Below are 24,027 nucleotides of genomic sequence, written 5' to 3'. Positions count from 1 at the left end.
GCGCAGGGCGAATAGTCGAATTGGCCGCCGCTCACAAGCAAGCGGCCAATCCGTTCAGGCGGCGCAGACAGCGCCCAACCTGTCGCTTTCGATCAATTCAAGCGAATATTCAGCCGTTTGCGCCTTTTCACCGCGTCCACAGGAATGGCGTTCCACAACCCTTCCGGTGGGCTCGAAACCCAACTTGCTCAGAACCTTTCCCGATGCGGGATTGTCGAGGAAATGCGAGCCATACAGCCGGGCATAGCCGAGCGTACGCGCGATCTCGATCACGGCGCGCCCTGCCTCCGTGGCATAGCCCTGCCCCCAATGCGGGCGAGCGATCCAGTATCCGATCTCAATCGCATCGGCTTCACCCGGAACCGGATCGATCCCGATGCATCCGATCACCGCTGCGTCACGGGCACGGGTGATCAGAAAACGCGGGTGCAGCGGCGCAATCGGCAAGGCCGTAAATTCGCGCGCATCCTGTTCACTGTACGGCCACGGCGCCCTTGCGAGATTACGCACGACGCCTTCATCGGCGATACCTGACAGGACACCCTGCCAGTCTTCAGGCCAAATCGGTCTTAACAGCAATCTTTCGCTACGATGGAACACGAGCAATCCCTCTCTCGCCCCGCGCCGCCGATAAGGCCTGCGCATGACAATTTCATGGCCACGAAACAAAATGATTCGATGGCCGGTTTCGAGGGAGATACGAGAAGAGGGAGACGGCACTCCCCCGGCTAAACCGAGGTGGCCCTTCTCCCTCTACGCTGCCGGATCAGATGTCCGGCCTGGACCGCCCCGGTGGACGATCCTTTTCATGAACCGTCCGGTTATTCGGCTGCTTCCGCAATCATGTCTACCGACACGTATTTGCGGCCAAGCTTGCCCTTGTGGAATCGCACCACGCCATTCGCGAGCGCGAACAGGGTGTGGTCCTTGCCCATGCCGACATTGGTGCCCGGATAGAATTTGGTGCCGCGCTGACGCACGATGATGTTGCCGCCGATCACGTCCTGACCGCCGAACTTCTTCACACCAAGGCGACGACCGACTGAGTCGCGACCGTTACGCGATGAACCGCCTGCTTTTTTATGTGCCATGGTTCTCTAGTCCTTACTTGGCTTCGTCAGCCTTGGGCGCGGCCTTCTTGGCCGGTGCCTTCTTGGCCGGTGCTTTCTTGGCTGCGGGCTTTTTGGCCGGTGCAGCTTCGGCTTCCGCCTTGGCAGCGGCTTCCTTCTTTGCAGGAGCAGCCTTCTTCGCCGCGCCGGTGCCGACGTCGGTGATGCGCAGCAGGGTCATCTGCTGGCGATGGCCGTTCTTGCGGCGATAGTTGTGACGGCGACGCTTCTTGAAAACGACGACCTTCTCGCTCTTCGCCTGGGCGATGATTTCCGCCGAAACGGTGACCTTGGAAGCGTCAGCGACGGTGTCGCCTTCCCCTGCCAGCAGGACATCGCCCAGCGTAATCGTGTCGCCGGCTTCGCCTGCGAGCTTTTCAACGGCAATTTTGTCTCCGGCGGCAACCCGATATTGCTTGCCGCCCGTGCGCACTATCGCGAACATGGCTAAAACTCTCTGTCTCGTGCTGTGCCCGGACTGGTGCAACCTCGCGCCAGCCGAACGGCAGTGCAGCGCCGCGAACTTGCAGCGCCGGAAAGAAGCGTGCCGTTAAGGGAAAGGCGGCAGCAAGTCAACGCTCGACTTGTGACATTTTCGCAAAGGGTGGTTTGCGTAAGGTGGGTTTGCCACTCGGCTGCGTCATGATAACAGGACGCGGGATCATGAATAGCTTTAAAGCCGCCTTTGCCCTGTCTGGACTTGCCTGCACCGCGCTTGCCGGATGTGCTGGCAGCAGCGATGCCTATCCTTCGCTGGCGATACGTGATGCGGAACGGGTGGCAGGCAACCTTTCCCCTGCAAGCCAGCCGGTTGCACCTGCTCTTTCATCACAGACCATCGAATCAATCGACACGGCCCTGCTTTCAGCGCAGTCGATGCATGCGCGTTTCCTTGGCGCTCGGCCACAAGCCGCCGCATTGGTGGATGCCGCGCGCGGTGGCGGACCGGAAAGCAACAATCGGGCACAGGCGCTGATCGCCATGGCAAACCTTACGTCACTACACAGTGAAACCGCGATCGCGCTGGCTGAACTCGATCGGATGGAGGTCGAGGCCGCAACTCAATTTGCTCCGGTCGACGCGATCAGGTCGGCGCAGGTCGAGGTCAAGAAATTGGTGGCGGATCAGGATTTGATCCTGGACGCACTCTGGTCGGAGATTGATGGATGAACCTCGCGTGCGAGTCATGCCCGGTGAAGGAGACCGCAGCCTGTTCGGTCCTTACCGAAGAGGAGCGCGAAGCACTGGCTGCTGCCGGGCGCACCCGCACGATCAAGCGCGGCGAAATGCTCTTCGCGGCCGGTGACGAGGATGCAGCCTGCGCCACATTGGTTAGCGGCGCGCTCAAGGTGTCGGCCTATGATCAGGACGGGAACGAGCAGATTCTTGCGCTGGTGCATCCGGCCGGGTTCATCGGAGAACTGTTCGCGCCTTTCGCCCATCATGACGTTGTCGCGCTGACCGAGAGCAAGCTTTGCACCTTCGCGCGCGGCGACATCGAACGCGCGATCGATGATTATCCCGCCCTTGCCCGCGCGCTTCTGCGTCGCAGCCAGGAAGACCTGCTGGCGACCCGCAACCTGCTGGAACTGACGGCCCACGCCAGCGCCGAATCGCGTCTGGCGGCGCTGCTGCACGATTTCGCCGCCGCGGCGAGCCAGTCATCGTGCCACCTTGCGCGGGAATTCGAGCTGCCGCTGACGCGCGGGGAGATCGCCAACATGCTGGGCCTGACGATCGAAACCGTCAGCCGCAAGCTTGGCGAACTCGAAGACACCGGGGCGATTGTGCGCAAAGGAAAGCGCGGAATCGAAATCGTCGATTCCGCGCTTTTACAGGATATTTCGGGGCGCTGATCGGGGAGGGTCACACGCCCCTGTCGGGAAGCCACTCACTTCCCAATTCGGTTAGCTCACGATCGCGGCGATCGTTGCGGTGGTGATGCCCCAGACCAGCACAAGAACCGGCAGCAGCAACACCTGTACCGCCGCATCGCGCGGGGCGAGTCGCCCGGTGTTGGTCATGATGCCGTTGGCTTCGAACTGGCCCATCGTCATCGGCTTGCTGTCATTGCCTTTCAGCCGGGTCCACACAGCGGGGACGCCGAAACCGGCGATCATGAAGAAGGCAAAGATCACCATCGGAATGATCAAGACCGGATTGCCGAAACCGGTGGCCATTACCCCGACAAAGCCGAGGTAGCAGGCGACTGTCCCGGCATAGAGCGCATTGGGCAGGCCGAAGCTGCGATCACGCTTCACGCCGAATTTCGGCGCGTCGACGATGCGGGCTTCGCCGGTTTGAATCTTGTCCTGTACGAGCTTGCTCATGAACCATCTCCCTATTCGAGGGACAGGATTATGCCGCCGGAAACCAGCCGGCCTTGATCGATATCAAATCACCGCATTTTTTCAGTCGGCCCAGCGGGCAAGATCGGCATGGTCCTGGTCGCGCGGCTCGATCCAGTGCCACTCCCCGGCGCGTTTCTCGCGCTTCCAGAACCATGCGGCGCTTTTCAGATGATCCATGCAGAAGTCGACCGCATCGATTGCATCGCGGCGATGGCGCGCCGCGGCAGAGACACAGACAATAGGCTCTCCCGGACGCATCATCCCGACGCGGTGAACCATCAGCAATCCCATCAGATTGAACCGTGCAAGGGCCCGGTCAGCCAGCTCGTGCATTCCCGGCAGGGTCAGCGGCTCGTAATGGGTCAACTCGAGCGCCTCGACACCGGCGTCCGACCGGACCTCTCCCACAAAGGTGCAGACCCCGCCCAACCCCGGATTCGCTTGAGTGAACGGGCCGATCAACGTGCCGGGAACGAACATCCGGTCGAGCAGGCGAATGTCGCGCATCGCCTATCCGCCTGAAACAGGGGGCAGCAACGCGATTTCGTCACCATCGGCCGCAGCCAACGATGGCTTGTCGGTGACAAGCGATCCGTTGACGGCAATGCGATTGCGCGGGTCTTGTGCCGCCTGTGCCAGACCTTCGGGCAAGGCAGCCAGCAATCCCGCCCAATCAAGCGGTGCTGGCAAGGCAATCTCAGGCGACCCCGCCAGATCGGCAAGCTTGCCCAGCAATATGACGCGCACCCCTGCCATCAGCCGCCCGTCATCGACATGTGCCGCGCCAGATGCGGGTCGGCGCCGCGCTGATCCATGCGGAAGTGATGCTTTTCCGGCTTGATCATCATCGCCCGTTCCAGCGCACTAGCCAGTTCAGCCTGCGGGTCGTCCGAACGCAGCGCGGCACGCAGATCGACCCGCTCGCTCCCGCCGAGGCAGGGGTAAAGCTGACCCGTCGCCGTCACCCTCAACCGATTGCATCCGGCGCAGAAATTGTTGGTGTGCGGGGTGATGAAGCCCAGCCGTCCACCCGTTTCGGCAATATCGACATAACGCGCGGGCCCGCCGGTGGAGGCGTCGTTGTCGCGCAGGGTCCAGCGCCGTTCCAACTGATCGCGCACATCGCTCAGCGGGAGATACTGGTCGAGCCGCTCTTCCTCGACATCGCCAAGGGGCATCACCTCGATCAGGGTGACATCATGCCCCTGCCCGTGCGCCCATGCGATCAGGTCCGGCAATTCGTCCTCGTTCACGCCCTTCAGCGCCACGGCGTTGAGCTTCACCTTCAAGCCAGCCGCCTTGGCTGCGGCGATTCCTTCCATCACCTGCGGCAGCGCATCACGCCGGGTGAGCCGAGCAAAGCGATCACGATCCAGCGTATCGAGCGAAATGTTGACCCGCCGCACCCCGGCCTTCACCAGCGCATCGGCATGACCTGCAAGCTGGGTCGCATTGGTGGTGAGCGTCAATTCCTCAAGCCCGTGTCCCAGCCTGCGACCAAGCGCCGAAAACAGGTCCATGATGTCGCGCCGCACCAGCGGCTCACCGCCTGTGATCCGTATCTTGGTCACCCCGCGATCGATGAAGCCCGCCGCCAGTTCGTACAATTCCTCCAGCGTCAGGACTTCCTTCTTGGGAAGGAAAGTCATCCTCTCGGGCATGCAATAGGTGCAGCGCAGATCGCACCGGTCAGTCACCGAAAGACGCAGATAGGAAATGCGCCGCCGAAATGCGTCCACCAGTGGCGCGGCACGGCTTGCCGAAGTGTTGTCGAGCACGATCAGATCGGGCTTGCGGTCAGATCCCTTGGTCATGGACCTCACAATAATGCCCCGTAACGCCGGGTGCATTCCCCAAATAGGCTAGCAGGGCGTCGAGTTCAGCGCCTTCCTCTCCTGCCACCACATTGACCCTTTTCGGGGTATAGGCCCGCGCCAGATCGCGTGCGACGGCCCGACGCCAGTCGGTGTGATCGGGGCCGGCGGGTGGCAAGACGATTGCGAGAGCTTCAACGTCAGCCTCCTCGATCACGGCGCGTGCGCCAGCAAGGTGTCCGGCAAAGAAAGCAGCCCCCGCCGCAAGACCATCGGCAGGCAGGTGTTCAACCGTGAAGACCCGCTGCTTGTCCGCCATCAGAGCGCCGGGCGTTCGCGGTGGAGCGTAATGCCGATCTGCTCGTTCGCTTCGGCAATAGCCAGCTTGACGATCTTTACCGTTACCGCCTGCACTCGCGCATCCTGGACGAACAGGGTTTCGCAGATGTGATCGGCCACCGCCTCGATCAGCTTGAAATGCACGCCCTTGGGCAGGCCTTCGGAGGCGGCGAATTTGAGATCCATGTAATTCTTGCTCGCATCCAGCGGCGTATCGGGATCATACCGATCCGCCACGTCATAACGCGCCTGAATGGTGATCCGCAGCGGCTGCGGCTTGCCGGTTTCCTCGGAATAGATGCCGGTGAGGACATCGACTTCGAGATCGGCGACTTCGAGTATGAGCGAATCGGTTTTGGTCATGGAACGGTGCCCTTAGCCGGGATTGCTCCACCTTGCGAAAATTGCTGTCGGCAGCAGCCGTTGCGGAGCGCCCTCGCCCAGCCCTTCTTCCAGAACCGCCAGATCGCCATGCTCGATTGTACCGGGCAGATCGCGCAGTGCCTCTTCGAGCAATCCCGCAATCGCAAGGCTGCTCATCCGCACGGCATAGACAGTCAGGAAAAGGAAGCTGCTGTTGGCGTCGAGCAGCTTTGCGCAATCACCGATAAGCGCGGGCAGCCCCTCCTCCAATCGCCATGTCTCGTTCTTGGGACCGCGCCCGAATTTCGGAGGGTCGAGGATGATCCCGTCATAGCGCCGCTCGCGCCGCACTTCGCGCGCGGTGAACTTGGCCGCGTCATCAACCAGCCAGCGGATCGGGCGATCCTCCATGCCGGACAGCGCAGCATTCTCCCGCGCCTGCGCCACCGACTTCTTCGACGCATCAACGTGAGTGACAGGGCCATGATCGCTGAGCGCCAGCGAGCCGAGGCCGGTGTATCCGAATAGGTTGAGCGTCTGCGCATCGGTCCGCCCGTCCAGCTGTTCGCGCATCCATTCCCACACCGGGGCCATATCGGGGAAGAATTGCAGGTGACGGAACGGTGTGGGCTGCGCGGTGAAGCGCACGGTTTCCCAACCCAGCTCCCAGCCATTTTCGGGCAGTTCACGCTCCATCACCCAGCGCCCGCCGCCGTCCTCGTCGGAGCCGGGGACAAACTCCCCTGCCGCTTTCCAAGGGAGGCGCGGTTTCCACATCGCTTGTGGTTCGGGACGGATGAAGGTGTAGTCGCCGAATTGCTCCAGCTTGCGGCCGCCGCCGCTGTCGAGCAGGTGGTAGCCGTCATCAACGCCCCACCCGGTGCATTTCATTACCGTAGGCTGCTCGACAAGTTTCGCCATCAGGCTGCAGCTGCCGCGTTTTCCAGCACGAAATCGCGCGATGCTTCGTAATCACCGGACAGTTCGACGAAGTGCTCCTCGCGCCCGAACAGGTCGCCCACGCGCGGAGGCAAGGCGGAGCGTACGCCGACGGCACGCTCGATCATGTCGGGGAATTTCGCGGGGTGGGCCGTCGCCAGCGTGACCACCGGAACCAACGGATTGATCTCGTCCTGTGCCACAGCATCGCGTGCGGCGCTGAGGCCCACGGCGGTGTGCGGATCGATGATCTGCCCGGCTGCCTGATAGGCCCACTGCACCGCCCGTGCGGTCTGCTGCTGATCGGCGCGCAGGCTCTGAAACAGGGCGCGCGCGCCTTCGCGCTGGGAATTGGTGAGTTGCATCGCCTTGGTCGTTTCGAACCCGCGCATCTGCTCGGCCAGGGCCGCACCGTCGCGTCCTCCCGCATCGAACAGCAGCCGTTCGAAATTGGAGCTGACCTGAATGTCCATCGACGGGGTCTGCGTCGGGGTGACAGTCCCGGCCGAATAATCCCCGGTAGTCAGCGCGCGGTACAGGATATCGTTGACATTGGTCGCCACCACCAGCGTTTCGATCGGCAGTCCCATTTGCGCCGCGACATAACCAGCGAAGACATCGCCGAAATTGCCCGTGGGTACGCTGTAGGCGACCTTCCGATCGGGCGCGCCCAGTTGCAGCGCGGAGGTGAAGTAATAGACCACCTGCGCCATCAGCCGCGCCCAGTTGATCGAATTGACCGCCCCAAGATTGAGCGGACCACCCAACGAACGCGCCACCGAAGCATCGCCGAACATCGCCTTCACATGGCGCTGCGCATCGTCGAAGCTGCCTTCGATGGCGATGTTGTGCACATTGGGCGCGCGCACCGTCGTCATCTGGCGGCGCTGGACATCGCTTACCTTGCCGCTCGGGTGGAGCATGAAGATTTCCACCCGGTCGCGTCCCGCCACCGCCCTGATCGCGGCGGAACCGGTGTCACCACTGGTCGCGCCAACGATTGTGAGCCGTTCGTCGCGTCGGGCGAGGAACGTCTCGAACAGGCGGCCCAGCAATTGCAGCGCTACATCCTTGAACGCGAGCGTCGGGCCGTGGAACAGTTCCAGCAGCCAATGCTGTTCATCCAGTTGCACCAGCGGCGCCACCGCCGCATGGCTGAATTCGCCACCGTAAACCTGCTGGCAAATTTCGGTCAGTTCGTCGCGAGTCAGGCTGTCTCCGACAAAAGGCGCCATCACCTCAACTGCCACCTGCCAATAGGGCAGGCCGCGCAAGTCGCGGATTTGCGCCTCGTTGAAACGCGGCCATTCGCGCGGCAGGTAAAGCCCCCCGTCAGAGGCAAGCCCTGCCAGCGTGACGCCTTCGAAATCGAGTACGGGCGCGCTGCCCCTGGTGGAGATATATTCCATGATGGTTTCGCGGTTAGCGATGGTGCGGCGCGGGAGCAAGCGAGTGTCGCTTGTCCATGCCCTAGTCCCGCTTCGCCAGTCTCGAACGCAGCGCGAATCCGTAAATTGCCAGCGCGGTAAGCGCGAAGAAGAACCACTGGCCGGCATAGGCGAGGTGATTGTTGGGGAGGTCGTTGGGGTTAGGGCGCGCAAGCGGGCGCAGCCCCGCCAATCCTTGGGACGCGACCAGTTTGACGGTTTCGCCATATGGGGCAACGATACCGGTAACGGAGCCTCCGCTCCATTCAGGCGGATTGGGGTCTCTGGACCAGCCGATGGCAACATCCGCTACGCCCGCCCCGTTATGGTCACACCGGGCAATATGCGCCCAGCCCGATTGTCCGCGATCCGATTTGCCGGAAACGGAGTCGATGCCTCTCACCTGCAAACAATCGACGCGGCTGCGACGAAAGAGCGAGGCTTTATAAGTGTCGGGCGAAGGCCATGCGATCTCCTCAGCCTCGGCCAAAGCCGTTTCATACCTTGCGATCAGTTCCGCCTTCTCATCGGCACGCCCCAATTGCCACACACCCAGCCACACCATCACCCCGGCCGCGGCGACAACGATAATCGTGGGGATCAACGGCAACTGGCGGATCATTCGGAAGGCTCCTTCTGCCGTTCGTACGCCGCGTATAGCAGCAGGGTCTTGTAGAGGCGCAGGGCAAAGATAACCCCGCCCACTGTCACTGGCGCCCAGAATGCAGCCTGCAGCCACAGGGGAGGACGAAACGCGGCTTCTATCCCGACGGCGATCATCATCAGTACGATTGCGAGGATCACCGTCAGCATTCCGGCAAACCGCCCGCCGCGCTCCAACGCGCCAAGATCAAGCCGGCATCCGGAGCATTCCAGCGCAACGCGCGCGGGTGCTTCAAACAAGGTGGGTTCGCCGCAGCGGGGGCATGAACCCAAAAGGGCAGCCCGGACGATGCCGGACTGCCCTTTTCGTGTCTCAGGGCTTTCGCCCGGTTCCATCAGTGGACTTCGGCTCCCGCACCGCCCCAGATGTAAACGGCGATGAAGAGAAACAGCCAAACCACGTCAACGAAGTGCCAGTACCACGCGGCAGCTTCGAACCCGAAGTGCTGACGCGGGGTGAAGTGGCCAATGTAGGCCCGGTAGAGGCACACGCACAGGAAGATCGTACCGATCAGAACGTGGAACCCGTGGAACCCGGTCGCCATGTAGAAGGCCGAGCTGTAGGTGTTCTGGCCGAAAAGGAACGGCGCGACACTGTATTCGTAGGCCTGAATGCAGCTGAACAGCACGCCGAGCGCAACGGTAGCCCAGAGCCCCTGCTTCAGACCTTCGCGATCGCCGTGGATCAGTGCGTGGTGCGCCCAAGTGACGGTGGTACCCGAACACAGCAGGATCAGCGTGTTGAGCAGCGGCAGGCTGAACGGATCAAGCACTTCCATGCCTTCGGGTACGAGAGTGCCGAGACCAAGCTTGCCTTCGCTCAGGAACAGGTTGCTGGTCGCCTGTTCGGCGGTGCCCGCAGCGGTTACCACCAAAGGATCGGGGAACAGCGCGAAGTCGAAGAAGCTCCAGAACCAGCCCACGAAGAACATGACTTCCGAGGCGATGAACAGGATCATGCCGTAGCGCATGTGAAGCTGCACCACCGGAGTGTGATCGCCGCGCTGGGCTTCGATCACAACATTGCGGAACCAGAAAAAGAAGGTTGCCAGCAAACCTGCCAGACCGGCCCAGATCACGACATTGGCAGCCGCGCCGAACAGGTCAGGGTAGAAGCTCAGCACCATACCGCTCGTGAATGTCAGTGCGGCAAACGCACCGATCAGCGGCCACGGATCCGGGTCCAGAATGTGATAGTCGTGGTTTACGTTTCCAGCCATGATTGCCTTCCCGTCCCTAGGAGAATTGCGTCTTATTGCGTGCGGTCCAGAGCACTCGATACGGGCTCTTTCGCGCGGTGAAAAGTGTAACTCAATGTGATTTGCTCGATATCGCCGATCACTTCATCGTCAAGGATGGCAGGATCGACGAAATAGAGCACGGGCATGTTGACTTCCTGCCCGGGCTCAAGCGTCTGCTCGGTAAAGCAGAAGCACTGGATCTTGTTGAAATAGATGCCGGCCTGCGCGGGCTCCACGTTGAAGGTGGCGGTACCGGTGATAGGCACATCCGAATTGTTCTTGGCGACATAGGTCGCGATGTCGCGCTGGCCGATGCGGACAGTGTCGGTCGATTGGGCCGGGCGGAAATCCCACGGAACGTCGCGCGCGGTCGACGCATCGAACCGGATCGAGATTTCCCGCATGGTGCCCACGGCCGCTGCCGCATTGGCATCGGCTTCGCTCGCCACCTGTGTCGTCCCGCCGAAGCCGGTGACGCGGCAGAACAGGTCATACAACGGCACCGACGCATAGCCGAGGCCGAGCATGGCTACTGCGCCGAGAAAGGCGAGTGACCCGGTTCGCACATTTTTGCGGCTCTGGTCGCCATCAAGAGGAAGGCTCGCCATGATCAGTCGCCCATCCGTACCATGGTGATGGCGTAGAACAGCACGGCGAAAAACAGCAGCGTTCCGCCCACAACAAGGTTGCGGCTCTTCTGACGGCGCTTGAATTCGGCTTCTTCGTCAGGCGTCATCCCAAAACTCCCGGCCCGATCAGCCCGTTTGCTGCAAGCATCCGATCAGCCACAAGCGCAGCGAACAGGACGAAGAGGTAGTAGATGCTGAACTTGAACAGCGTCTTTTCCGGGGTCATCGAATCGACCTCGCTCCGCGCCCTTGTGCCGACTGGCACTGCCAGCGCGAAAAACAGCACGGACAGCACAGCGGCGACAGAGCCGTAAACCCAGCTTGTCCCGCCGATCAGCCAAGGAGCCAGCGTCACGGGAGCAAGCAGCACGGTGTAGGCGAGAATCTGGCGACGGGTCGAACGCTCACCCGCTACAACCGGCATCATCGGAATGCCGACCTTGGCATAATCGGACTGCACGAACAGAGCGAGCGCCCAGAAATGCGGCGGGGTCCACATGAATATGATAGCGAACAGCAACAGCGGCATGGCGGTGACTTCGCCAGTCACCGCAATCCAGCCGATCATGGGAGGGAACGCGCCAGCTCCGCCACCGATAACGATGTTCTGCGGCGTGCGCGGCTTCAGCCAGATGGTGTAGATGACCGCGTAATAGATGATCGCGCCGAGCAGCAACGCCGCTGCGAGCCAGCCGATTGCGACGCCCATGAGCGCGACCGAAACCGCAGACAGGAACACGCCGAAATCACGCGCGTCATCGCGCCGCATCCGGCCACCTGGCAGAGGGCGATTGGCGGTACGCTTCATCCCTGCGTCAAGGTCTGCTTCCCACCACTGGTTCAGCACAGCCGAACCGCCTGCGCCCATTGCGATGGCGAGAATGGCCGTAAATCCGAGGACGGGGTGGATCGTGCCTGGAGCAGCCAGAAGACCGCAGATCGCCGTGAATACCACCAGTGTCATCACGCGCGGCTTGGTCAGCGCGAAGAAATCGCGCCATTCCGTCGGCAGCATCGTCGATGTGGTTGCGGTGTTCATTGCGGCAGTCTGCTTCGTCGGTCTATTCAGGAAGAGCGCGCCTCAACGACGCGCTCCCCGTTTTCCTTTGGTTTGCCAACCCGGCGCGGTGCCGGGCAGCCGGATCGCGTCAGGCGGTTGCCGGACGGTGATCGTGGTAATCGTGGTGGTCCTCGATCACCGGAAGGGTTTCGAACTGGTGGAACGGCGGCGGGCTCGAAAGAGTCCACTCAAGCGTGGTCGCACCTTCACCCCACGGGTTCGCTTCAGCCTTCTTGCCGGCCAGGAAGGCGTAAGCGAGGTTGGCGAAGAACAGCACCATCGAGCCGGCCATGATCACGTAGCCGATCGAGCTGATCTCGTTCCAGTAGGCGAAAGCTTCCGGATAGTCGGGGTAACGACGCGGCATGCCCTGCATCCCGAGGAAGTGCTGCGGGAAGAAGATCACGTTCACGCCGACGAAGAAGGTCCAGAAGTGGATGTGCGACAGCAGTTCGGAATGCATCCGGCCGCTCATCTTCGGGAACCAGTAGTAGAAGCCGGCGAACATCGAGAACACGGCACCCATCGACAGCACATAGTGGAAGTGCGCCACCACGTAGTAGGTGTCGTGCAGGTTGTCGTCGATTCCGCCGTTGGCCAGCACCACACCCGTCACACCGCCGACGGTGAACAGGAAGATGAAGCCAAGTGCCCATACCATCGGCGACTTGAACTCAAGGCTCCCGCCCCACATCGTTGCGACCCAGCTGAAGATCTTCACGCCGGTCGGAACCGCGATCACCATGGTTGCAGCGGTGAAGTACATCTTCGTGTTCACGTCGAGGCCGACGGTGTACATGTGGTGCGCCCAGACGATGAAGCCGACGACACCGATCGCCACCATGGCGTATGCCATGCCGAGGTAGCCGAATACCGGCTTGCGGCTGAAGGTAGCCACGATCTGCGAGATCATGCCGAAGCCCGGCAGGATCATGATGTACACTTCGGGGTGACCGAAGAACCAGAACAGGTGCTGATAGAGCACCGGATCACCACCACCGGCAGGGTTGAAGAAGGTCGTGCCAAAGTTGCGATCTGTCAGCAGCATGGTGATGGCCGCAGCCAGCACTGGCAGTGCGAGCAGCAGCAAGAATGCCGTAACCAGCACCGACCAAACGAACAGCGGCATCTTGTGCAGGGTCATGCCCGGCGCACGCATGTTGAAGATGGTGGTGATGAAGTTGGTCGCACCCAGGATCGAGCCCGCACCTGCGAGGTGGAGGGAGAAGATCGCGAAGTCCACAGCCGGACCAACCGAACCCGTGGTCGAAAGCGGCGCATAGACCGTCCAGCCCACACCGGCACCAAGCCCGCTACCACCCGGCACGAACATTGAGAAAAGCAGGCTCAGGAAGCCGACAACGGTCAACCAGAACGAGATGTTGTTCATGCGCGGAAACGCCATGTCCGGCGCGCCGATCATCAACGGAACGAACCAGTTGCCGAAGCCGCCGATCATCGCGGGCATGACCATGAAGAACACCATGATCAGGCCGTGAGCGGTGATGAAGACGTTCCACATGTGACCCGCAGCCGCGATATCCTCGGGCGAGGAATTCGCGAACCAGTGCAGATACTGGATGCCCGGCTCAGCCAGCTCAAACCGCATGATGCCAGAAATGGCACCACCGACGATTCCGGCGATGATCGCGAAGATCAGGTAAAGTGTGCCGATATCCTTGTGGTTGGTCGACATGAACCAGCGGGCGAAAAAGCCCGGCTTGTGGTCCGCGTGATCATGACCATGATCGCCACCATGTCCTGCGGCCGGTGCGAAACTGTCAGCGGTGGTTGCCATCGTTTGCGTCTCTTCAGTTCGTTCTAATTCGTAAAACTTGTTGCTTGGTCAGGCTTAGGCTGCCGGGGCAGCTTCCGCCTCGCCTTCCGGCGCGGGAGCGGCTTCAACAACCGCTTCGGCGCCCGGCATGGTGCCACCCTTGGAAGCGACCCACTTTTCGAAGTCTTCCATCGGCACAGCTTCGACTGCGATCGGCATGTAGCCATGCAGGGCTCCGCACAGCTCGGAACACTGACCGTAGTAAACGCCCGGCTCGTCAATCACGAGCATGCGTTCGTTCAGACGGCCCGGAACCGCATCCTGCTTGAACCACAGCGACGGCACGGCGAAAGCGTGGATCACATCGGCAGCGGTGGTCTGGATGCGCAGTGGCACACCAACCGGCACAACCATGCGGTTGTCGACTGCCAACTGGTGAGGCTCACCGCTGGTCAGCGCTTCGTTTTCGTCGAGCATGTTCGACACGAGCTCGATGTCATGATCGGGATATTCATAACCCCAGTACCACTGATAACCCACGGCCTTGATCGTGATCGCGTCAGCAGGCGGCGTTTCGAATTGACGCGCAAGCAGCGTGATCGAAGGCACCGCAATGACGACGAGGATCAGGGCCGGAATCACGGTCCAGATCACTTCGATAGCGGTGTTATGGGTGTTCTTGGACGGGATCGGGTTGGCACGGCGATTATAGCGCACGATCACCCACAGCAGCAGAGCGAGAACAAACAGGCTGATCGCGGTGATCACCGGGAGCAGGATCCAGTCATGCATCCACAGCGCGTAGGCACCATCAGCCGTGTACTGATCCTGAAAGGTCAGGCCGCGGTCGACAGGCATACCCTTGCCATCAGTCGGTGCCATCGGCGTGTAGACAGCAGCATCAGCAGCGCCCTCCACGGTAGCTGCCGCAGCATCATCTGCAGCTGCATCCACTTCCTGCGCCAAGGAAACCTGCGGTGTCGCAAGAACGAACACAGCCGCCATCAGCGCGAGAAATCCAAATTTCATGCGGGCAAAAGCCTGACCCATAATCATGCCTAATCGCTTATCGTGTTTTTATCCCATGCCGGACTTCGAGGTCATTTGCACAGCCTTTGGGCCCGGCGACTTCCGACATTTCTGCCGAATTCAACGCCCCCTTAGCCGCGCTTGCCCAGTGCCTCAAGCGCTTCTAGGGAGAAAATTATGCAAGGCTGCATGACGCTCGCGCAAGCACCTGCGTTTCCAGCCCCTTTTTCTCCCTGAGTTACCGGACAGACAACACATGACCTTGAAACAAGATATCCCCGACACAGTTGAAGCCGTGATGGATGAATTCCGGGCATCCGGCGCCTTGTTGGAGGGGCATTTCAAGCTGTCTTCGGGCCGCCATAGCGGACACTACCTGCAATGCGCCCGCGTCCTGATGAACCCGGCGCGTGCCGGCCGTCTGGCGCAAGCTGTCGTCAAAGCGATGCCCACCGAAGTCGTTGCGGCAGTGGATGTGGTGGTATCCCCGGCCATGGGCGGGATCATCATCGGCCATGAAGTTGCCCGCGTCCTTGGCAAGGATGCGCTGTTTCTGGAGCGGCCCGAAGGCGTGTTCCATTTGCGGCGCGGGTTTGCGCTTGAGCCGGGGGCAAAGGTGCTGATGGTCGAGGATGTCGTCACCACCGGGCTTTCCAGCCGCGAAGCAATCGCCGCTGTCGCACGCGAAGGCGGCGAGGTGATCGCCGAATGCGCGCTGATCGACCGTTCTATGGGCTCGGTCGACCTCGGGGTTCCCTTCTACCCACTCGCCGCATTTGATTTCCCGACCTATGCCGAAAATGAAATCCCCGAAGAACTTGCGCGCGTAGCTGTTACGAAGCCAGGAAGTCGAAAGGCCTGAAATGTTCCGCCGCACCCTCGCCCAGTTTGCCCTGACCAGCCTCGGCTGCGCCCTGCCTGCCGGCGCTGTCGCTGCGCAGGACCAACAAGCGTTGATTCTGCAATCGGTCGAAATCAAGGAGATGGCTTTCGAAGCCGGGTTCAAAGGCGAAATCGCGATCGACATGGGCAATATGGCGATCAGCGCGCATGTCAGCCCCGATCTGGAACGCGAGGGATACGTGCCATTTGTCAGCGAGTCGCCGCTCTGGCCGTTCGCTTCGGTGACAAAACAGATCCTTGCCGCCCGCCTGCTTGGGGAACTGAACCGTGAGGGGATCAGCCTCGACACACCGATTTCCCGCTACGTGCCGCAAATCAGCCGTCGTGGTGGCAGAGTGCCGACTTTCCGCGAATTGCTTCAGCACCGCTCTGGCCTGCGCAATCCCGAAGACACCCCGATGGAAGCGAATGGGTGGCCAGCATTCTACAACAAGCCGGGTGATTACGGCATCGAATGGTGCCTCAACGGGCGTTCGGAGCCGCCTGCAAGCGGTTGGACCTATAACAATTGCGACTACATCGTGCTGGGCGCAGCCTTTGACGAACTGAGCTTCGAAAAGGTCGAAAACATGCTTGCCGGTCCGCCCGATGCCGAGATCGGTGAACGACCAGGGGGCAGGAACTCGCTTGAGCGCGTCTTCATCACGCCCGACAATGTTGAGCGTTTCTATGCGATCCGCAGCCCTGAGCGTGACATCTTGCCAAGCTACGGCGCATCCGGATCGCTTGGTGGCACCCTGCAGGATATCGTGTACTTCAACTGGGGCCTCATGCACCAATATGGCGAACGGGGCGATGCGATGGCGGAGATGTGGAAGGGCGATCCCGCGCTTGGTTACATGGCGCTGGGCCAATGGGTCTTCGAAACGCAGCCACCGGGTTGCCCCTCACCTGTCATAGTTGCCGAGCGCAAGGGGCAGATCGGCCAATACCGGATGCACAATATCCTCTTGCCGCAACTCAAGCGGTCGATGGTTTTTGCAACGATTGATCCCGATTTCGAATTTGGCGAAATCTGGGCTGGCGAAGGCTTCCTGCCCCAAGCCGTTGCCAAACTGGCATGTGGAGCAGGTGAATGAGCAGCCACCGCCTTCGCCTGGGCGTCAACATCGATCATGTCGCCACCATCCGCAACGCGCGCGGCGGCGACCATCCCGATCCCGTGCGGGCGGCAGAGATCGTTGCTGCGGTTGGCGGCGACGGTATTACCGCTCACCTGCGTGAAGACCGGCGTCATATCCGTGACGAAGATCTCGCGCGCATTCAGGCCGCGACTGACCTGCCGCTGAATCTGGAAATGGCGGCGACCGAGGAAATGCTGGCCATCGCCCTCCGGCACAAACCGCATGCTGCCTGCATCGTGCCCGAAAAGCGCGAGGAGCGTACGACCGAAGGCGGCCTCGACGCGGCAGGGCTCCACAACCAGCTTGGGCCTATTGTCGATCAGCTGCGCGAAGCGGGCATCCGGGTTTCGCTTTTCATCGAAGCGGACGAGCGGCAGCTTGATACCGCTCTGCGGCTTGGCGCGCCTGTGGTCGAATTTCATACCGGCGAATATGCCCATGCGTGGATTGACGGCGATCAGGAGCGCGTGAGCCGCGAATTGCGCCGCATAACCGACATGGCCGCTTTAGCCGCGAAGAACGGGATCGAGCCGCATGCGGGACACGGGCTGACCTTCGACAACGTACAACCGATCGCTGCGATTCCGCAGTTGGCGGAGCTCAATATCGGACATTACCTGATCGGCGAAGCGATCTTCTCCGGACTTGAACCCGCGATCCGCCGGATGCGCGAATTGATGGATGAGGCGCGCTGATATGTCGCAGGAGGAACTTCCCCCGCTGTCATCAGCGCAAAAGACATGGTCGCTTGCCGCGGCCATTCTGTTTCTGATCGCCATCGGCTTCCTCGGCTTTGCGCTCAACACCGGTATCCTGCGCAGTTTCGCGATAGGCTGGGTCGCGCTGCAAATTTTCGGGTTCGTGGGATCGCTCAAATTCGCAAAGGGTGATTTTGCCCATCCTTTGTTCAAGTCGCAGGTGATGCTGCACGGGATCGGGTTGGTGCTGCTGAGTGTCCTGATCGCGAGGGCCGGATAATGATCATCGGTCTTGGCTCTGACCTCTGCAATATCGAGCGCATCGCCAATTCGCTTGAACGCTATGGCGAACGCTTCGAAAACCGCGTTTTCACCGAAACCGAGCGCGCCAAGGCCCGCCGTCGCCCCTTCACCATCGCCGGCACCTACGCCAAGCGCTTCGCTGCGAAAGAAGCTTTCAGCAAGGCTGTCGGCACCGGTTTCAAGCGTGGAGTGTTCATGAAGGACATCGGCGTCGTCAACGCTCCTTCAGGTGCGCCGACACTCGCGCTGACAGGCGGCGCGGCAAAGCGGCTTGAAGAAATGATCCCGCCGGGCCATGAGGCCACCATTCATCTTACCCTAACCGACGATCATCCATGGGCGCAGGCCTTCGTCATCATCGAAGCGCATCCAAAAGCCTGACAACGGCCGGAATTGATCGACGCAAAGCAGTGAAGCAACAACCTTGACCCAATCCGAATCCCCCGCATCCGGCACTCCAGAGAACGAGCCGTATCCCCACGAAGAGCTGAGAAAGCAGCTCGCCGAAAAGGATGCGGAAAAATCGGACAAGGTCGATTGGTTCGCCGAAATTCGGGGGCTTGCGCTGATGTTGCTCGCGGTGCTGGCATTCCATTCGCTGGTGGCCAAGCCGTTCTACATTCCCTCCACATCAATGATGCCGACCCTGCATGTCGGCGATCGTCTGGTTGTCAGCAAATACCCATACGGTTGGTCTTGGGCTTCGGTTAGCTTCCACCTCATGCCGCGCGGCGATTGGCGCGTATTCGGTTCGACACCGGAATATGGCGATATCGTGATCCCGGTGCATCCTACCCGCGACGAAGACTACATCAAGCGTGTGGTCGGGCTGCCGGGAGATACGATCGAAGTGCGCGACGGGCGGCTGATCCTCAATGGCGTTCCGGTCAAGCGCGAAGTGGTTCCGCCGGTGCGCATTCCGTTCGAGCCGGAACTGATGTGCGAAAACGGCCCGTGCCTTGCCAATTTCGATGCCTATCGCGTGCGCGATGCGGATGGTCAGCAATATTTCGAGCCGCCGACCTATCGCGAAACCCTTCCCAATGGCGCGACCTATCTGATCATCGATCACAAGAACCAGTATCTCGACAATTTCGGCCCCTACACCGTGCCCGAAGGCAATGTCTTCGTCATGGGTGACAATCGCGATGAGAGTGCCGACAGTCGTGCGTCTGCGGAAGAACGCGGCCTTGGTTATGGAGTACCGCTGGAAAACATTGGTGGCCGGGCTGAATTCATCACCTTCTCGCTCGACGGATCAGCCACCTGGAACCCGCTAAGCTGGTTCTCGGCCATGCGCGGTGAGCGGGCATGGAGCACGTTGCGTCCTGCAATCGCCGAACAGCCCGAAGCGGCAGAATAACGGAGGCGCGGCCCGCCCATGGCGAAGAAGTTTCTCTATTTCGTCGCAATCAGCATCGTCCTGATCCTCGTTGCCGCCATCGCTTTCCGAGTATGGGGCGAAGAGATCGCGCGCGCGGCGCTGGTGCCCACCGCTGAGTTCGAGGCGCAAGCGCCGCTCGAACCCAATGCCTATCAGGATCCCGCCCTCTGGTATTCGCGCCCCGGCATTGGCGTGAACGACCCAGCACGATGGCAGCCTGCCTATGCCAATGATCGCGGGCTGCTGCCAACACCCGCCGACCAGCGCCCGCCGCAGCACGCCGTTTTCTTCATCCATCCGACGAGCTATCTGAGCCGCGAGAACTGGAACGCGCCGATTGGAGACGAAGAGGCGGAGCGCATTGCCCGCATCTACGTGCGCGGCATGGCGAGCCCGTTCAACGCCGCCAGCGAGATCTGGGCACCACGATATCGTCAAGCCACCATGGGATCGTTCCTGACTGACGAACCCGAGGGCCAGCAGGCGATTGATGCTGCCTATGCGGACGTGCTGGAGGCCTATCGCTTCTTCATCGAGTCGGTGGACGCTGAAACGCCTATCGTGCTGGCCGGACACAGCCAGGGCTCACTCCATCTCCTGCGCCTGCTGCGCGAGGAGGTGAAAGGCTCGCCGGTCGCGGATCGTCTAGTCGCTGCCTATGTCATCGGATGGCCGATCTCGGTGGAACATGACGTCCCCGAACTCGGGTTTGCCGCCTGCGCTACGCCGCAGCAGACAGGCTGCATCCTGTCCTGGTCGAGCTTCGCCGAGCCGGCCGATCCTTCCGCCTTGATGGAAACCTATGCCAAATCCATCGGGTTTGACGGGCAACCGCGCGGTGACAGCCGTATCCTGTGCACCAATCCGCTGACAGGCATGTTCGGCGGAGAGGCCGCAGCGGATCGCAACCTCGGAACGCTCGTTCCGGATGACAGCATGTCCAACGGCGAACTGGTTCCCGATGCGGTGCCGGCACGATGCGACGATCGCGGCCTGCTGCTGATAGGTGATCCGCCCGAACTGGGTTCCTATGTCCTGCCGGGCAACAATTACCACGTCTATGACATCCCGCTGTTCTGGGCCAACACACAGGCCGATGTCGCCCGCCGGGTCGAAGCGAAAGTGGGCGGCGGAGCGTCGGCAAACTGATTACCGAAAGCGCCCTCGACTTTGCCGATGCCTTGCCCGATGGCGGAGTGCTGCTTGGGCTGGACCTCGGCACCAAGACCATTGGCACCGCGACCTGTGATGCGGGCTGGCGCTTTGCCACCAATGGCAAAACCATAGTCCGGGGCAAATGGGGCAAGGACCGGGAAAAAATCGCCGCCTTGATCGCCGAACGTTCGGTCAAGGGGCTGGTGCTGGGCCTGCCGCTCAACATGGATGGCAGCGAAGGTCCGCGCGCTCAGGCCAGCCGCGCCTTTGCCCGCAATGCCGCAGAAGCCTTTGCCCTGCCGATTCTGCTATGGGACGAACGCTGGTCCACCCAAAGCGCCGAAGCCGCGATGATAGGTCAGGACATGAGCCGCAAGAAGCGCGCCGAGGCAATCGACAGCCACGCGGCGGCGGTGATTCTTCAAGGCGCGATTGACAGGCTTGCCGGCGGGATGCTCTGACTCATGAACGAGTTCCTGCAACTGTTATTGCGGGACCTTTTGACGGGCCTTTACACGCGGTTGGGGCAGCCACTGGTCAACAGATTGCCGCGCACGGTCAGGATCGGTTGCCGGACTGTCGCAATCGGGCTGATCGCAGCATTTTGCGGATTGGTGCTCTTTACCCTTTTCACGAAGTCTGGATAAGCTTTCGCGCTAGGCTCGGATGGCTGCGCGCCTGCGTTTGGCCGTTTCTGCGACCATCCGGCATCCCGCAGCTTCTGCTGTGCGCCAAAGTTCTTGGCGTGCGTCCGGCTCTGCAATCAATCCGGCCCTCGCCTCAAAGCTGGCAAGCCGCATTCGGTCACTCGGATGGGTCCGTCCTACCCATTCCGCAAAATCCAGCGCCGCTTCGGAACCGCTCGCGACGGCTGTTCGCAGGAAGACTTCCGTCGCATTCGGGCTGAGGACACGCGTCACTTCGCCGCGTTCAAGATCGAAACCATATTGGTCGAACCACCCCTGAGCCGGATCGACGTGCATGACGTTCAGCGAAACCGACAGGCTTTCGGCAGGCAATTGCGAATGAACGTCACGGTGGGCGCGGTACAACATCAGCTTGCCTTGGCTTAGCGCGCTGCGCTCGACGAACCGCAATCCCGCCGGTTCGCCTTCATATCCGCTCAGGGCATCGTAGTCATATTCGTAATAGTCGCTGCGATAGCCCGGCCCCAGATATCCGCTCGTCAGGAATGAGAAATTGTGATCGTGCGGCACGCCATAGACAAAAGCCGCCGCACCGCTGTTGCGGAAAAACAGATCATGCTCCGCTGGCCAGATGTTGGCGCGCAGGAACATGTTGCCGCGACGCGGACTCAGGATGATCGCTTGCGGACCGTATCCGCTTTCAACCCCGCCGTCGCTTCGGCCAGCCAGCCGATCCAGCAGCAGGTCGGCAAGGAAAGTGCGATTGTTGTTCAGGCGGCGCAGCCACAAGGCGGCTTCCAAGGTGCTTTCCTGTTCGCGCGGATCGAAATCCAGTTGAGCGAGCGCTTCAATCGCCTCAGGCAGCGAGGCGCATTTCGCTGAATCGATTGCGATAGTACGCGGCATCAGACTGGCTCCACGCTGGCTTGGGCAAGTTCGGGCTGCCGGCGCAGGAGGTCCCGGTGGAGTGATCGAGCTGGTTGAGCCAAGGGATCGGCTTGGCACGACGACAATTCGGACAGCAAATTCAGTCCGGCGCGCGCATCGAGCGCCAGAACTTGCCGCACAGCCTCCCAGCGGGCGGTCGTATCGTGGGACGGGTCGGAGGCAAAGGCGATCATCGGCGCGATCGCCGCACTGTTCCCAAGCGCGCCCAGAACCCCCAGCGCCATGACCTGCTCGCTGGCCCGCTTATCTCCGCTCGATTGCTGGACAAGCGCGCTATCGGCAAGGTTATAGACCAGCGTTGGTGCCGGGCGCTTGGGGGTGCGGATCAACTGGAGCAAAGTGACGCTCCGCTGCACCCCAAGGAATTGTCGGCTTTCGCGCCTTGCATGACAGCGAATACTGTCTCCCTGGCACCAAAACTTCCGGTCGGCTTTCACACGGCCCTGATCGCAAATAGAAAGATGCCAACCGCTGGCCTCTCCTGAAACAATCAACTCGGTTCGTTCACAATCGACAAACTGGGCCGTTTCCGGCTCGATAGTCGATGCGACCGGTTCATAAGTGGAAAGCGAAAGGGTCACGCCTGCTTCCTGCCAGAGCAGCAGTCGGGAATATCCGGGGCTGTGGCTTTGGCGAAGCGGTACTTCGGCCAGCGGTTGCTCGCGCAAGGCGGGGATGATCGCGGAGGTGAAGCTTCCGACATAATCCTGCGCCACAGGCAGTTCCGCCATCAGCGATGCCAACATCGGCAATCGCGTCAGATCTTCGCCGGCGGCATATCGCAGCAGATCGCCATGCACAGCTGATACATGCTCATGCCGGTGCCATCGGCAGAGCGCGGCTTCCACTTCGGCGGTGGCGCGGCGCTGCAGGGGTGGGTCTGCCCGCAGCGCCGCTATGGCGGGATGCACTTGCATTATCCCGGCCGTCCCCGTTTACATGATGCCCGGCGGCGGGGGTGGCGGCGGCACGGTGTCGTAGACATAGACCATGATATCGACGATCGTATCGTCATAGACGGCCGCCTTTGTCTTAACGGCGCCGAACAGGGCTTGAGCGGACTCAAGACCGGGAATACTGGCTAGATCGATTTTGGGCATGAATGCGTCCCCTTGTCTGAATGCCTCTGGCGAAAGTGCCAGCTGCCTGAGGGACATTGATTGCAGGCCATGCGAGGTTGAAATTAAATGATTGTAACAATGTTGCTTTCCGTGGAAAGCTTACGCGCATGAGCACTAATCAATCGCAGTTTGATGCGAAAATGGTTGGCCGGTTTCTGTTTGAGGCTGGCCACACCGGGTGGCTGGGTCTGAAATACACCGACCATGGAGACAATTGGGTCGAGATCGAATTGCCCTGGCGCGAAGACCTGCTGGGTGAGCCGGACCGCCCGGTTCTCGCATCAGGCCCGATCATCAGCCTGATGGACATGGCCAGCGGCATGTCGATCTGGCAAACCAAGAAGGACTTCACTCCGATCGCCACGCTCGACCTGCGTGTTGATTACCAGCGCCCAGCCCGTGAACGCAGTTCGGTCTGGGGGCGGGTCGAATGCTACCGCACCACACGTTCGGCCGCCTTTGTCAGGGGCATTGCGCACGATGGCGACCCCGATGACCCTGTCGCGCATGTCGCCGGAGTATTCATGACCATTGGCAAGGACCCGCGCCGGGTAAGAATGAGCAGCGATGATGCTGCGCCAAGCGAAGCGGGGACAGGCGATGACTGACAATCCGGCAAGGCTGAAACTGCCCGCCTATGCGCATGCGCTGGGGATAGAAGTCGCGCGGATCGAAGACGGTGTGCCAGTCCTCACCGTCGAATTCGGCCGCATCGTTGAAGGACGGCCGCAGCACTATCACGGCGGGGCCACTGCTGGTCTGCTGGAGAACGCCGGCTATGCGGCACTGCGCGCTCGGCTGATCGCGGAAGGGCGCGAAGCACAATTGAAACCGGTCAATATCACCGTGCAATACCTATCGGCGGGCAAGTCCCAAACCAGTTTTGCCAAAGGCCGCATCACCCGGCTTGGACGGCGCAATGCCAATATCGCGGTGGAAGCTTGGCAGGATGATCCTTATCGCCCGATAGCGACCGCAATCATGAATATCCTGATGGCTTGAT

The 24,027-nt window shown here is 61.1% G+C and carries 34 protein-coding genes; 12 read left to right on the top strand and 22 right to left on the bottom strand.

What is annotated here, in order from left to right; genetic code table 11:
- Positions 1 to 54 precede the first annotated feature (54 nt).
- The 3 genes from AABA34_RS07570 to rplU form a co-directional block, all read right to left on the bottom strand.
- Entirely contained in the window at positions 55 to 600 is a 546-nt protein-coding gene (locus AABA34_RS07570) for a GNAT family N-acetyltransferase (RefSeq protein ID WP_252260417.1), read from the bottom strand.
- A gap of 221 nt (positions 601 to 821) precedes the next feature.
- Positions 822 to 1,091 (bottom strand): 50S ribosomal protein L27, encoded by a 270-nt coding sequence (gene rpmA, locus AABA34_RS07565; RefSeq protein ID WP_034952804.1) that lies wholly within the window; start codon positions 1,089 to 1,091, stop codon positions 822 to 824.
- Positions 1,092 to 1,104: 13 nt separating this feature from the next.
- Positions 1,105 to 1,554 carry a 50S ribosomal protein L21 gene (gene rplU / locus AABA34_RS07560; protein WP_338304584.1) on the bottom strand — a complete coding sequence of 150 codons (450 nt, stop codon included), beginning with the start codon at positions 1,552 to 1,554 and terminating at the stop codon, positions 1,105 to 1,107.
- Positions 1,555 to 1,772: 218 nt separating this feature from the next.
- On the opposite strand from rplU, the gene AABA34_RS07555 reads away from it, so the two are divergent.
- A complete protein-coding gene (locus AABA34_RS07555; RefSeq protein WP_338304583.1) occupies positions 1,773 to 2,279 on the top strand; it encodes a hypothetical protein in 507 nt (168 codons plus the stop codon).
- A gap of 23 nt (positions 2,280 to 2,302) precedes the next feature.
- Positions 2,303 to 2,965 (top strand): Crp/Fnr family transcriptional regulator, encoded by a 663-nt coding sequence (locus AABA34_RS07550; protein WP_338304582.1) that lies wholly within the window; start codon positions 2,303 to 2,305, stop codon positions 2,963 to 2,965.
- Between the two features lie 51 nt (positions 2,966 to 3,016).
- Here the strand turns inward: AABA34_RS07550 and AABA34_RS07545 are convergent, their stop codons facing one another.
- The 16 genes from AABA34_RS07545 to coxB form a co-directional block, all read right to left on the bottom strand.
- The gene (locus AABA34_RS07545) at positions 3,017 to 3,439 is read right to left on the bottom strand and encodes a hypothetical protein (protein WP_338304581.1); all 423 of its coding nucleotides are present in this window, start codon (positions 3,437 to 3,439) and stop codon (positions 3,017 to 3,019) included.
- A gap of 81 nt (positions 3,440 to 3,520) precedes the next feature.
- The gene (locus tag AABA34_RS07540; protein WP_338304580.1) at positions 3,521 to 3,967 is read right to left on the bottom strand and encodes a molybdenum cofactor biosynthesis protein MoaE; all 447 of its coding nucleotides are present in this window, start codon (positions 3,965 to 3,967) and stop codon (positions 3,521 to 3,523) included.
- Between the two features lie 3 nt (positions 3,968 to 3,970).
- Positions 3,971 to 4,216 (bottom strand): MoaD/ThiS family protein, encoded by a 246-nt coding sequence (locus AABA34_RS07535; RefSeq protein ID WP_338304579.1) that lies wholly within the window; start codon positions 4,214 to 4,216, stop codon positions 3,971 to 3,973.
- Positions 4,216 to 5,274 (bottom strand): GTP 3',8-cyclase MoaA, encoded by a 1,059-nt coding sequence (moaA, locus tag AABA34_RS07530; protein ID WP_338304578.1) that lies wholly within the window; start codon positions 5,272 to 5,274, stop codon positions 4,216 to 4,218. The genes AABA34_RS07535 and moaA overlap by 1 nt, the downstream gene beginning before the upstream one ends.
- Positions 5,258 to 5,593 carry a Rossmann fold domain-containing protein gene (locus tag AABA34_RS07525; RefSeq protein ID WP_252260409.1) on the bottom strand — a complete coding sequence of 112 codons (336 nt, stop codon included), beginning with the start codon at positions 5,591 to 5,593 and terminating at the stop codon, positions 5,258 to 5,260. The genes moaA and AABA34_RS07525 overlap by 17 nt, the downstream gene beginning before the upstream one ends.
- The gene (locus AABA34_RS07520; RefSeq protein WP_034952790.1) at positions 5,593 to 5,976 is read right to left on the bottom strand and encodes a dihydroneopterin aldolase; all 384 of its coding nucleotides are present in this window, start codon (positions 5,974 to 5,976) and stop codon (positions 5,593 to 5,595) included. The genes AABA34_RS07525 and AABA34_RS07520 overlap by 1 nt, the downstream gene beginning before the upstream one ends.
- Positions 5,977 to 5,988: 12 nt before the next feature.
- On the bottom strand, positions 5,989 to 6,897 hold the full coding sequence (locus AABA34_RS07515; RefSeq protein ID WP_338304577.1) for a class I SAM-dependent methyltransferase: 909 nt from the start codon (positions 6,895 to 6,897) through the stop codon (positions 5,989 to 5,991).
- The gene (gene thrC, locus AABA34_RS07510; protein ID WP_338304711.1) at positions 6,897 to 8,324 is read right to left on the bottom strand and encodes a threonine synthase; all 1,428 of its coding nucleotides are present in this window, start codon (positions 8,322 to 8,324) and stop codon (positions 6,897 to 6,899) included. Before thrC ends, AABA34_RS07515 begins: the two co-directional genes overlap by 1 nt.
- Before the next feature lie 61 nt (positions 8,325 to 8,385).
- Positions 8,386 to 8,964 (bottom strand): SURF1 family cytochrome oxidase biogenesis protein, encoded by a 579-nt coding sequence (locus AABA34_RS07505; RefSeq protein WP_338304576.1) that lies wholly within the window; start codon positions 8,962 to 8,964, stop codon positions 8,386 to 8,388.
- On the bottom strand, positions 8,961 to 9,245 hold the full coding sequence (locus AABA34_RS07500; RefSeq protein ID WP_338304575.1) for a DUF983 domain-containing protein: 285 nt from the start codon (positions 9,243 to 9,245) through the stop codon (positions 8,961 to 8,963). Before AABA34_RS07500 ends, AABA34_RS07505 begins: the two co-directional genes overlap by 4 nt.
- Before the next feature lie 95 nt (positions 9,246 to 9,340).
- Positions 9,341 to 10,225, bottom strand: coding sequence for a cytochrome c oxidase subunit 3 (locus tag AABA34_RS07495; RefSeq protein ID WP_338304574.1), 885 nt, complete (start codon positions 10,223 to 10,225; stop codon positions 9,341 to 9,343).
- Positions 10,226 to 10,257: 32 nt separating this feature from the next.
- Complete coding sequence (locus tag AABA34_RS07490) at positions 10,258 to 10,854, bottom strand: cytochrome c oxidase assembly protein (protein WP_338304572.1); 597 nt, start codon at positions 10,852 to 10,854, stop codon at positions 10,258 to 10,260.
- 2 nt (positions 10,855 to 10,856) lie between these two features.
- Positions 10,857 to 10,982, bottom strand: a complete 126-nt coding sequence (locus AABA34_RS07485) for a hypothetical protein (RefSeq protein ID WP_338304571.1) — start codon at positions 10,980 to 10,982, stop codon at positions 10,857 to 10,859.
- Complete coding sequence (locus AABA34_RS07480) at positions 10,979 to 11,914, bottom strand: heme o synthase (protein ID WP_338304570.1); 936 nt, start codon at positions 11,912 to 11,914, stop codon at positions 10,979 to 10,981. Before AABA34_RS07480 ends, AABA34_RS07485 begins: the two co-directional genes overlap by 4 nt.
- A 109-nt stretch (positions 11,915 to 12,023) precedes the next feature.
- Positions 12,024 to 13,733: a cytochrome c oxidase subunit I gene (ctaD, locus tag AABA34_RS07475; protein ID WP_338304568.1), complete on the bottom strand. Its 1,710-nt coding sequence runs from the start codon at positions 13,731 to 13,733 to the stop codon at positions 12,024 to 12,026.
- Between the two features lie 54 nt (positions 13,734 to 13,787).
- Positions 13,788 to 14,741 carry a cytochrome c oxidase subunit II gene (gene coxB / locus AABA34_RS07470; protein WP_338304567.1) on the bottom strand — a complete coding sequence of 318 codons (954 nt, stop codon included), beginning with the start codon at positions 14,739 to 14,741 and terminating at the stop codon, positions 13,788 to 13,790.
- Between the two features lie 256 nt (positions 14,742 to 14,997).
- Between coxB and pyrE the strand changes: the two genes are divergently transcribed.
- From pyrE to ruvX, 8 genes are all read left to right on the top strand, one after another.
- On the top strand, positions 14,998 to 15,603 hold the full coding sequence (pyrE, locus tag AABA34_RS07465; RefSeq protein WP_338304566.1) for an orotate phosphoribosyltransferase: 606 nt from the start codon (positions 14,998 to 15,000) through the stop codon (positions 15,601 to 15,603).
- A gap of 1 nt (position 15,604) precedes the next feature.
- Positions 15,605 to 16,723 carry a serine hydrolase gene (locus AABA34_RS07460; RefSeq protein ID WP_338304565.1) on the top strand — a complete coding sequence of 373 codons (1,119 nt, stop codon included), beginning with the start codon at positions 15,605 to 15,607 and terminating at the stop codon, positions 16,721 to 16,723.
- Positions 16,720 to 17,463 (top strand): pyridoxine 5'-phosphate synthase, encoded by a 744-nt coding sequence (locus tag AABA34_RS07455; protein WP_338304563.1) that lies wholly within the window; start codon positions 16,720 to 16,722, stop codon positions 17,461 to 17,463. Before AABA34_RS07460 ends, AABA34_RS07455 begins: the two co-directional genes overlap by 4 nt.
- Positions 17,450 to 17,746: a pyridoxal phosphate biosynthetic protein gene (locus AABA34_RS07450; protein ID WP_338304562.1), complete on the top strand. Its 297-nt coding sequence runs from the start codon at positions 17,450 to 17,452 to the stop codon at positions 17,744 to 17,746. Before AABA34_RS07455 ends, AABA34_RS07450 begins: the two co-directional genes overlap by 14 nt.
- Complete coding sequence (acpS, locus tag AABA34_RS07445; protein ID WP_034952770.1) at positions 17,746 to 18,150, top strand: holo-ACP synthase; 405 nt, start codon at positions 17,746 to 17,748, stop codon at positions 18,148 to 18,150. Before AABA34_RS07450 ends, acpS begins: the two co-directional genes overlap by 1 nt.
- Positions 18,151 to 18,256: 106 nt before the next feature.
- Positions 18,257 to 19,132: a signal peptidase I gene (gene lepB, locus AABA34_RS07440; protein ID WP_252260463.1), complete on the top strand. Its 876-nt coding sequence runs from the start codon at positions 18,257 to 18,259 to the stop codon at positions 19,130 to 19,132.
- Between the two features lie 18 nt (positions 19,133 to 19,150).
- Positions 19,151 to 20,302 (top strand): DUF3089 domain-containing protein, encoded by a 1,152-nt coding sequence (locus AABA34_RS07435; protein ID WP_338304561.1) that lies wholly within the window; start codon positions 19,151 to 19,153, stop codon positions 20,300 to 20,302.
- Entirely contained in the window at positions 20,299 to 20,769 is a 471-nt protein-coding gene (gene ruvX / locus AABA34_RS07430) for a Holliday junction resolvase RuvX (RefSeq protein WP_034952768.1), read from the top strand. Before AABA34_RS07435 ends, ruvX begins: the two co-directional genes overlap by 4 nt.
- Positions 20,770 to 20,964: 195 nt before the next feature.
- Here the strand turns inward: ruvX and AABA34_RS07425 are convergent, their stop codons facing one another.
- Genes AABA34_RS07425 through AABA34_RS07415 form a run of 3 tightly spaced genes read right to left on the bottom strand, consistent with a single transcriptional unit; the run spans position 20,965 to position 23,003 of the window.
- Positions 20,965 to 21,861, bottom strand: coding sequence for a transposase (locus AABA34_RS07425; RefSeq protein WP_338304559.1), 897 nt, complete (start codon positions 21,859 to 21,861; stop codon positions 20,965 to 20,967).
- Positions 21,861 to 22,820, bottom strand: coding sequence for a hypothetical protein (locus AABA34_RS07420; RefSeq protein WP_338304558.1), 960 nt, complete (start codon positions 22,818 to 22,820; stop codon positions 21,861 to 21,863). The genes AABA34_RS07425 and AABA34_RS07420 overlap by 1 nt, the downstream gene beginning before the upstream one ends.
- An 18-nt stretch (positions 22,821 to 22,838) precedes the next feature.
- Entirely contained in the window at positions 22,839 to 23,003 is a 165-nt protein-coding gene (locus tag AABA34_RS07415) for a hypothetical protein (RefSeq protein ID WP_252260389.1), read from the bottom strand.
- A gap of 128 nt (positions 23,004 to 23,131) precedes the next feature.
- On the opposite strand from AABA34_RS07415, the gene AABA34_RS07410 reads away from it, so the two are divergent.
- Both AABA34_RS07410 and AABA34_RS07405 read left to right on the top strand, forming a co-directional pair.
- Positions 23,132 to 23,632 (top strand): PaaI family thioesterase, encoded by a 501-nt coding sequence (locus AABA34_RS07410; RefSeq protein WP_338304557.1) that lies wholly within the window; start codon positions 23,132 to 23,134, stop codon positions 23,630 to 23,632.
- The gene (locus tag AABA34_RS07405) at positions 23,625 to 24,026 is read left to right on the top strand and encodes a PaaI family thioesterase (protein WP_338304556.1); all 402 of its coding nucleotides are present in this window, start codon (positions 23,625 to 23,627) and stop codon (positions 24,024 to 24,026) included. Before AABA34_RS07410 ends, AABA34_RS07405 begins: the two co-directional genes overlap by 8 nt.
- Position 24,027: the final 1 nt, after the last annotated feature.

This window comes from Erythrobacter sp. Dej080120_24, assembly GCF_036322605.1.
GTDB lineage: Bacteria > Pseudomonadota > Alphaproteobacteria > Sphingomonadales > Sphingomonadaceae > Erythrobacter > Erythrobacter aurantius.
Note: the sequence above shows the minus strand (reverse complement) of the source record. Positions and strands in the feature narration are given on the sequence as shown.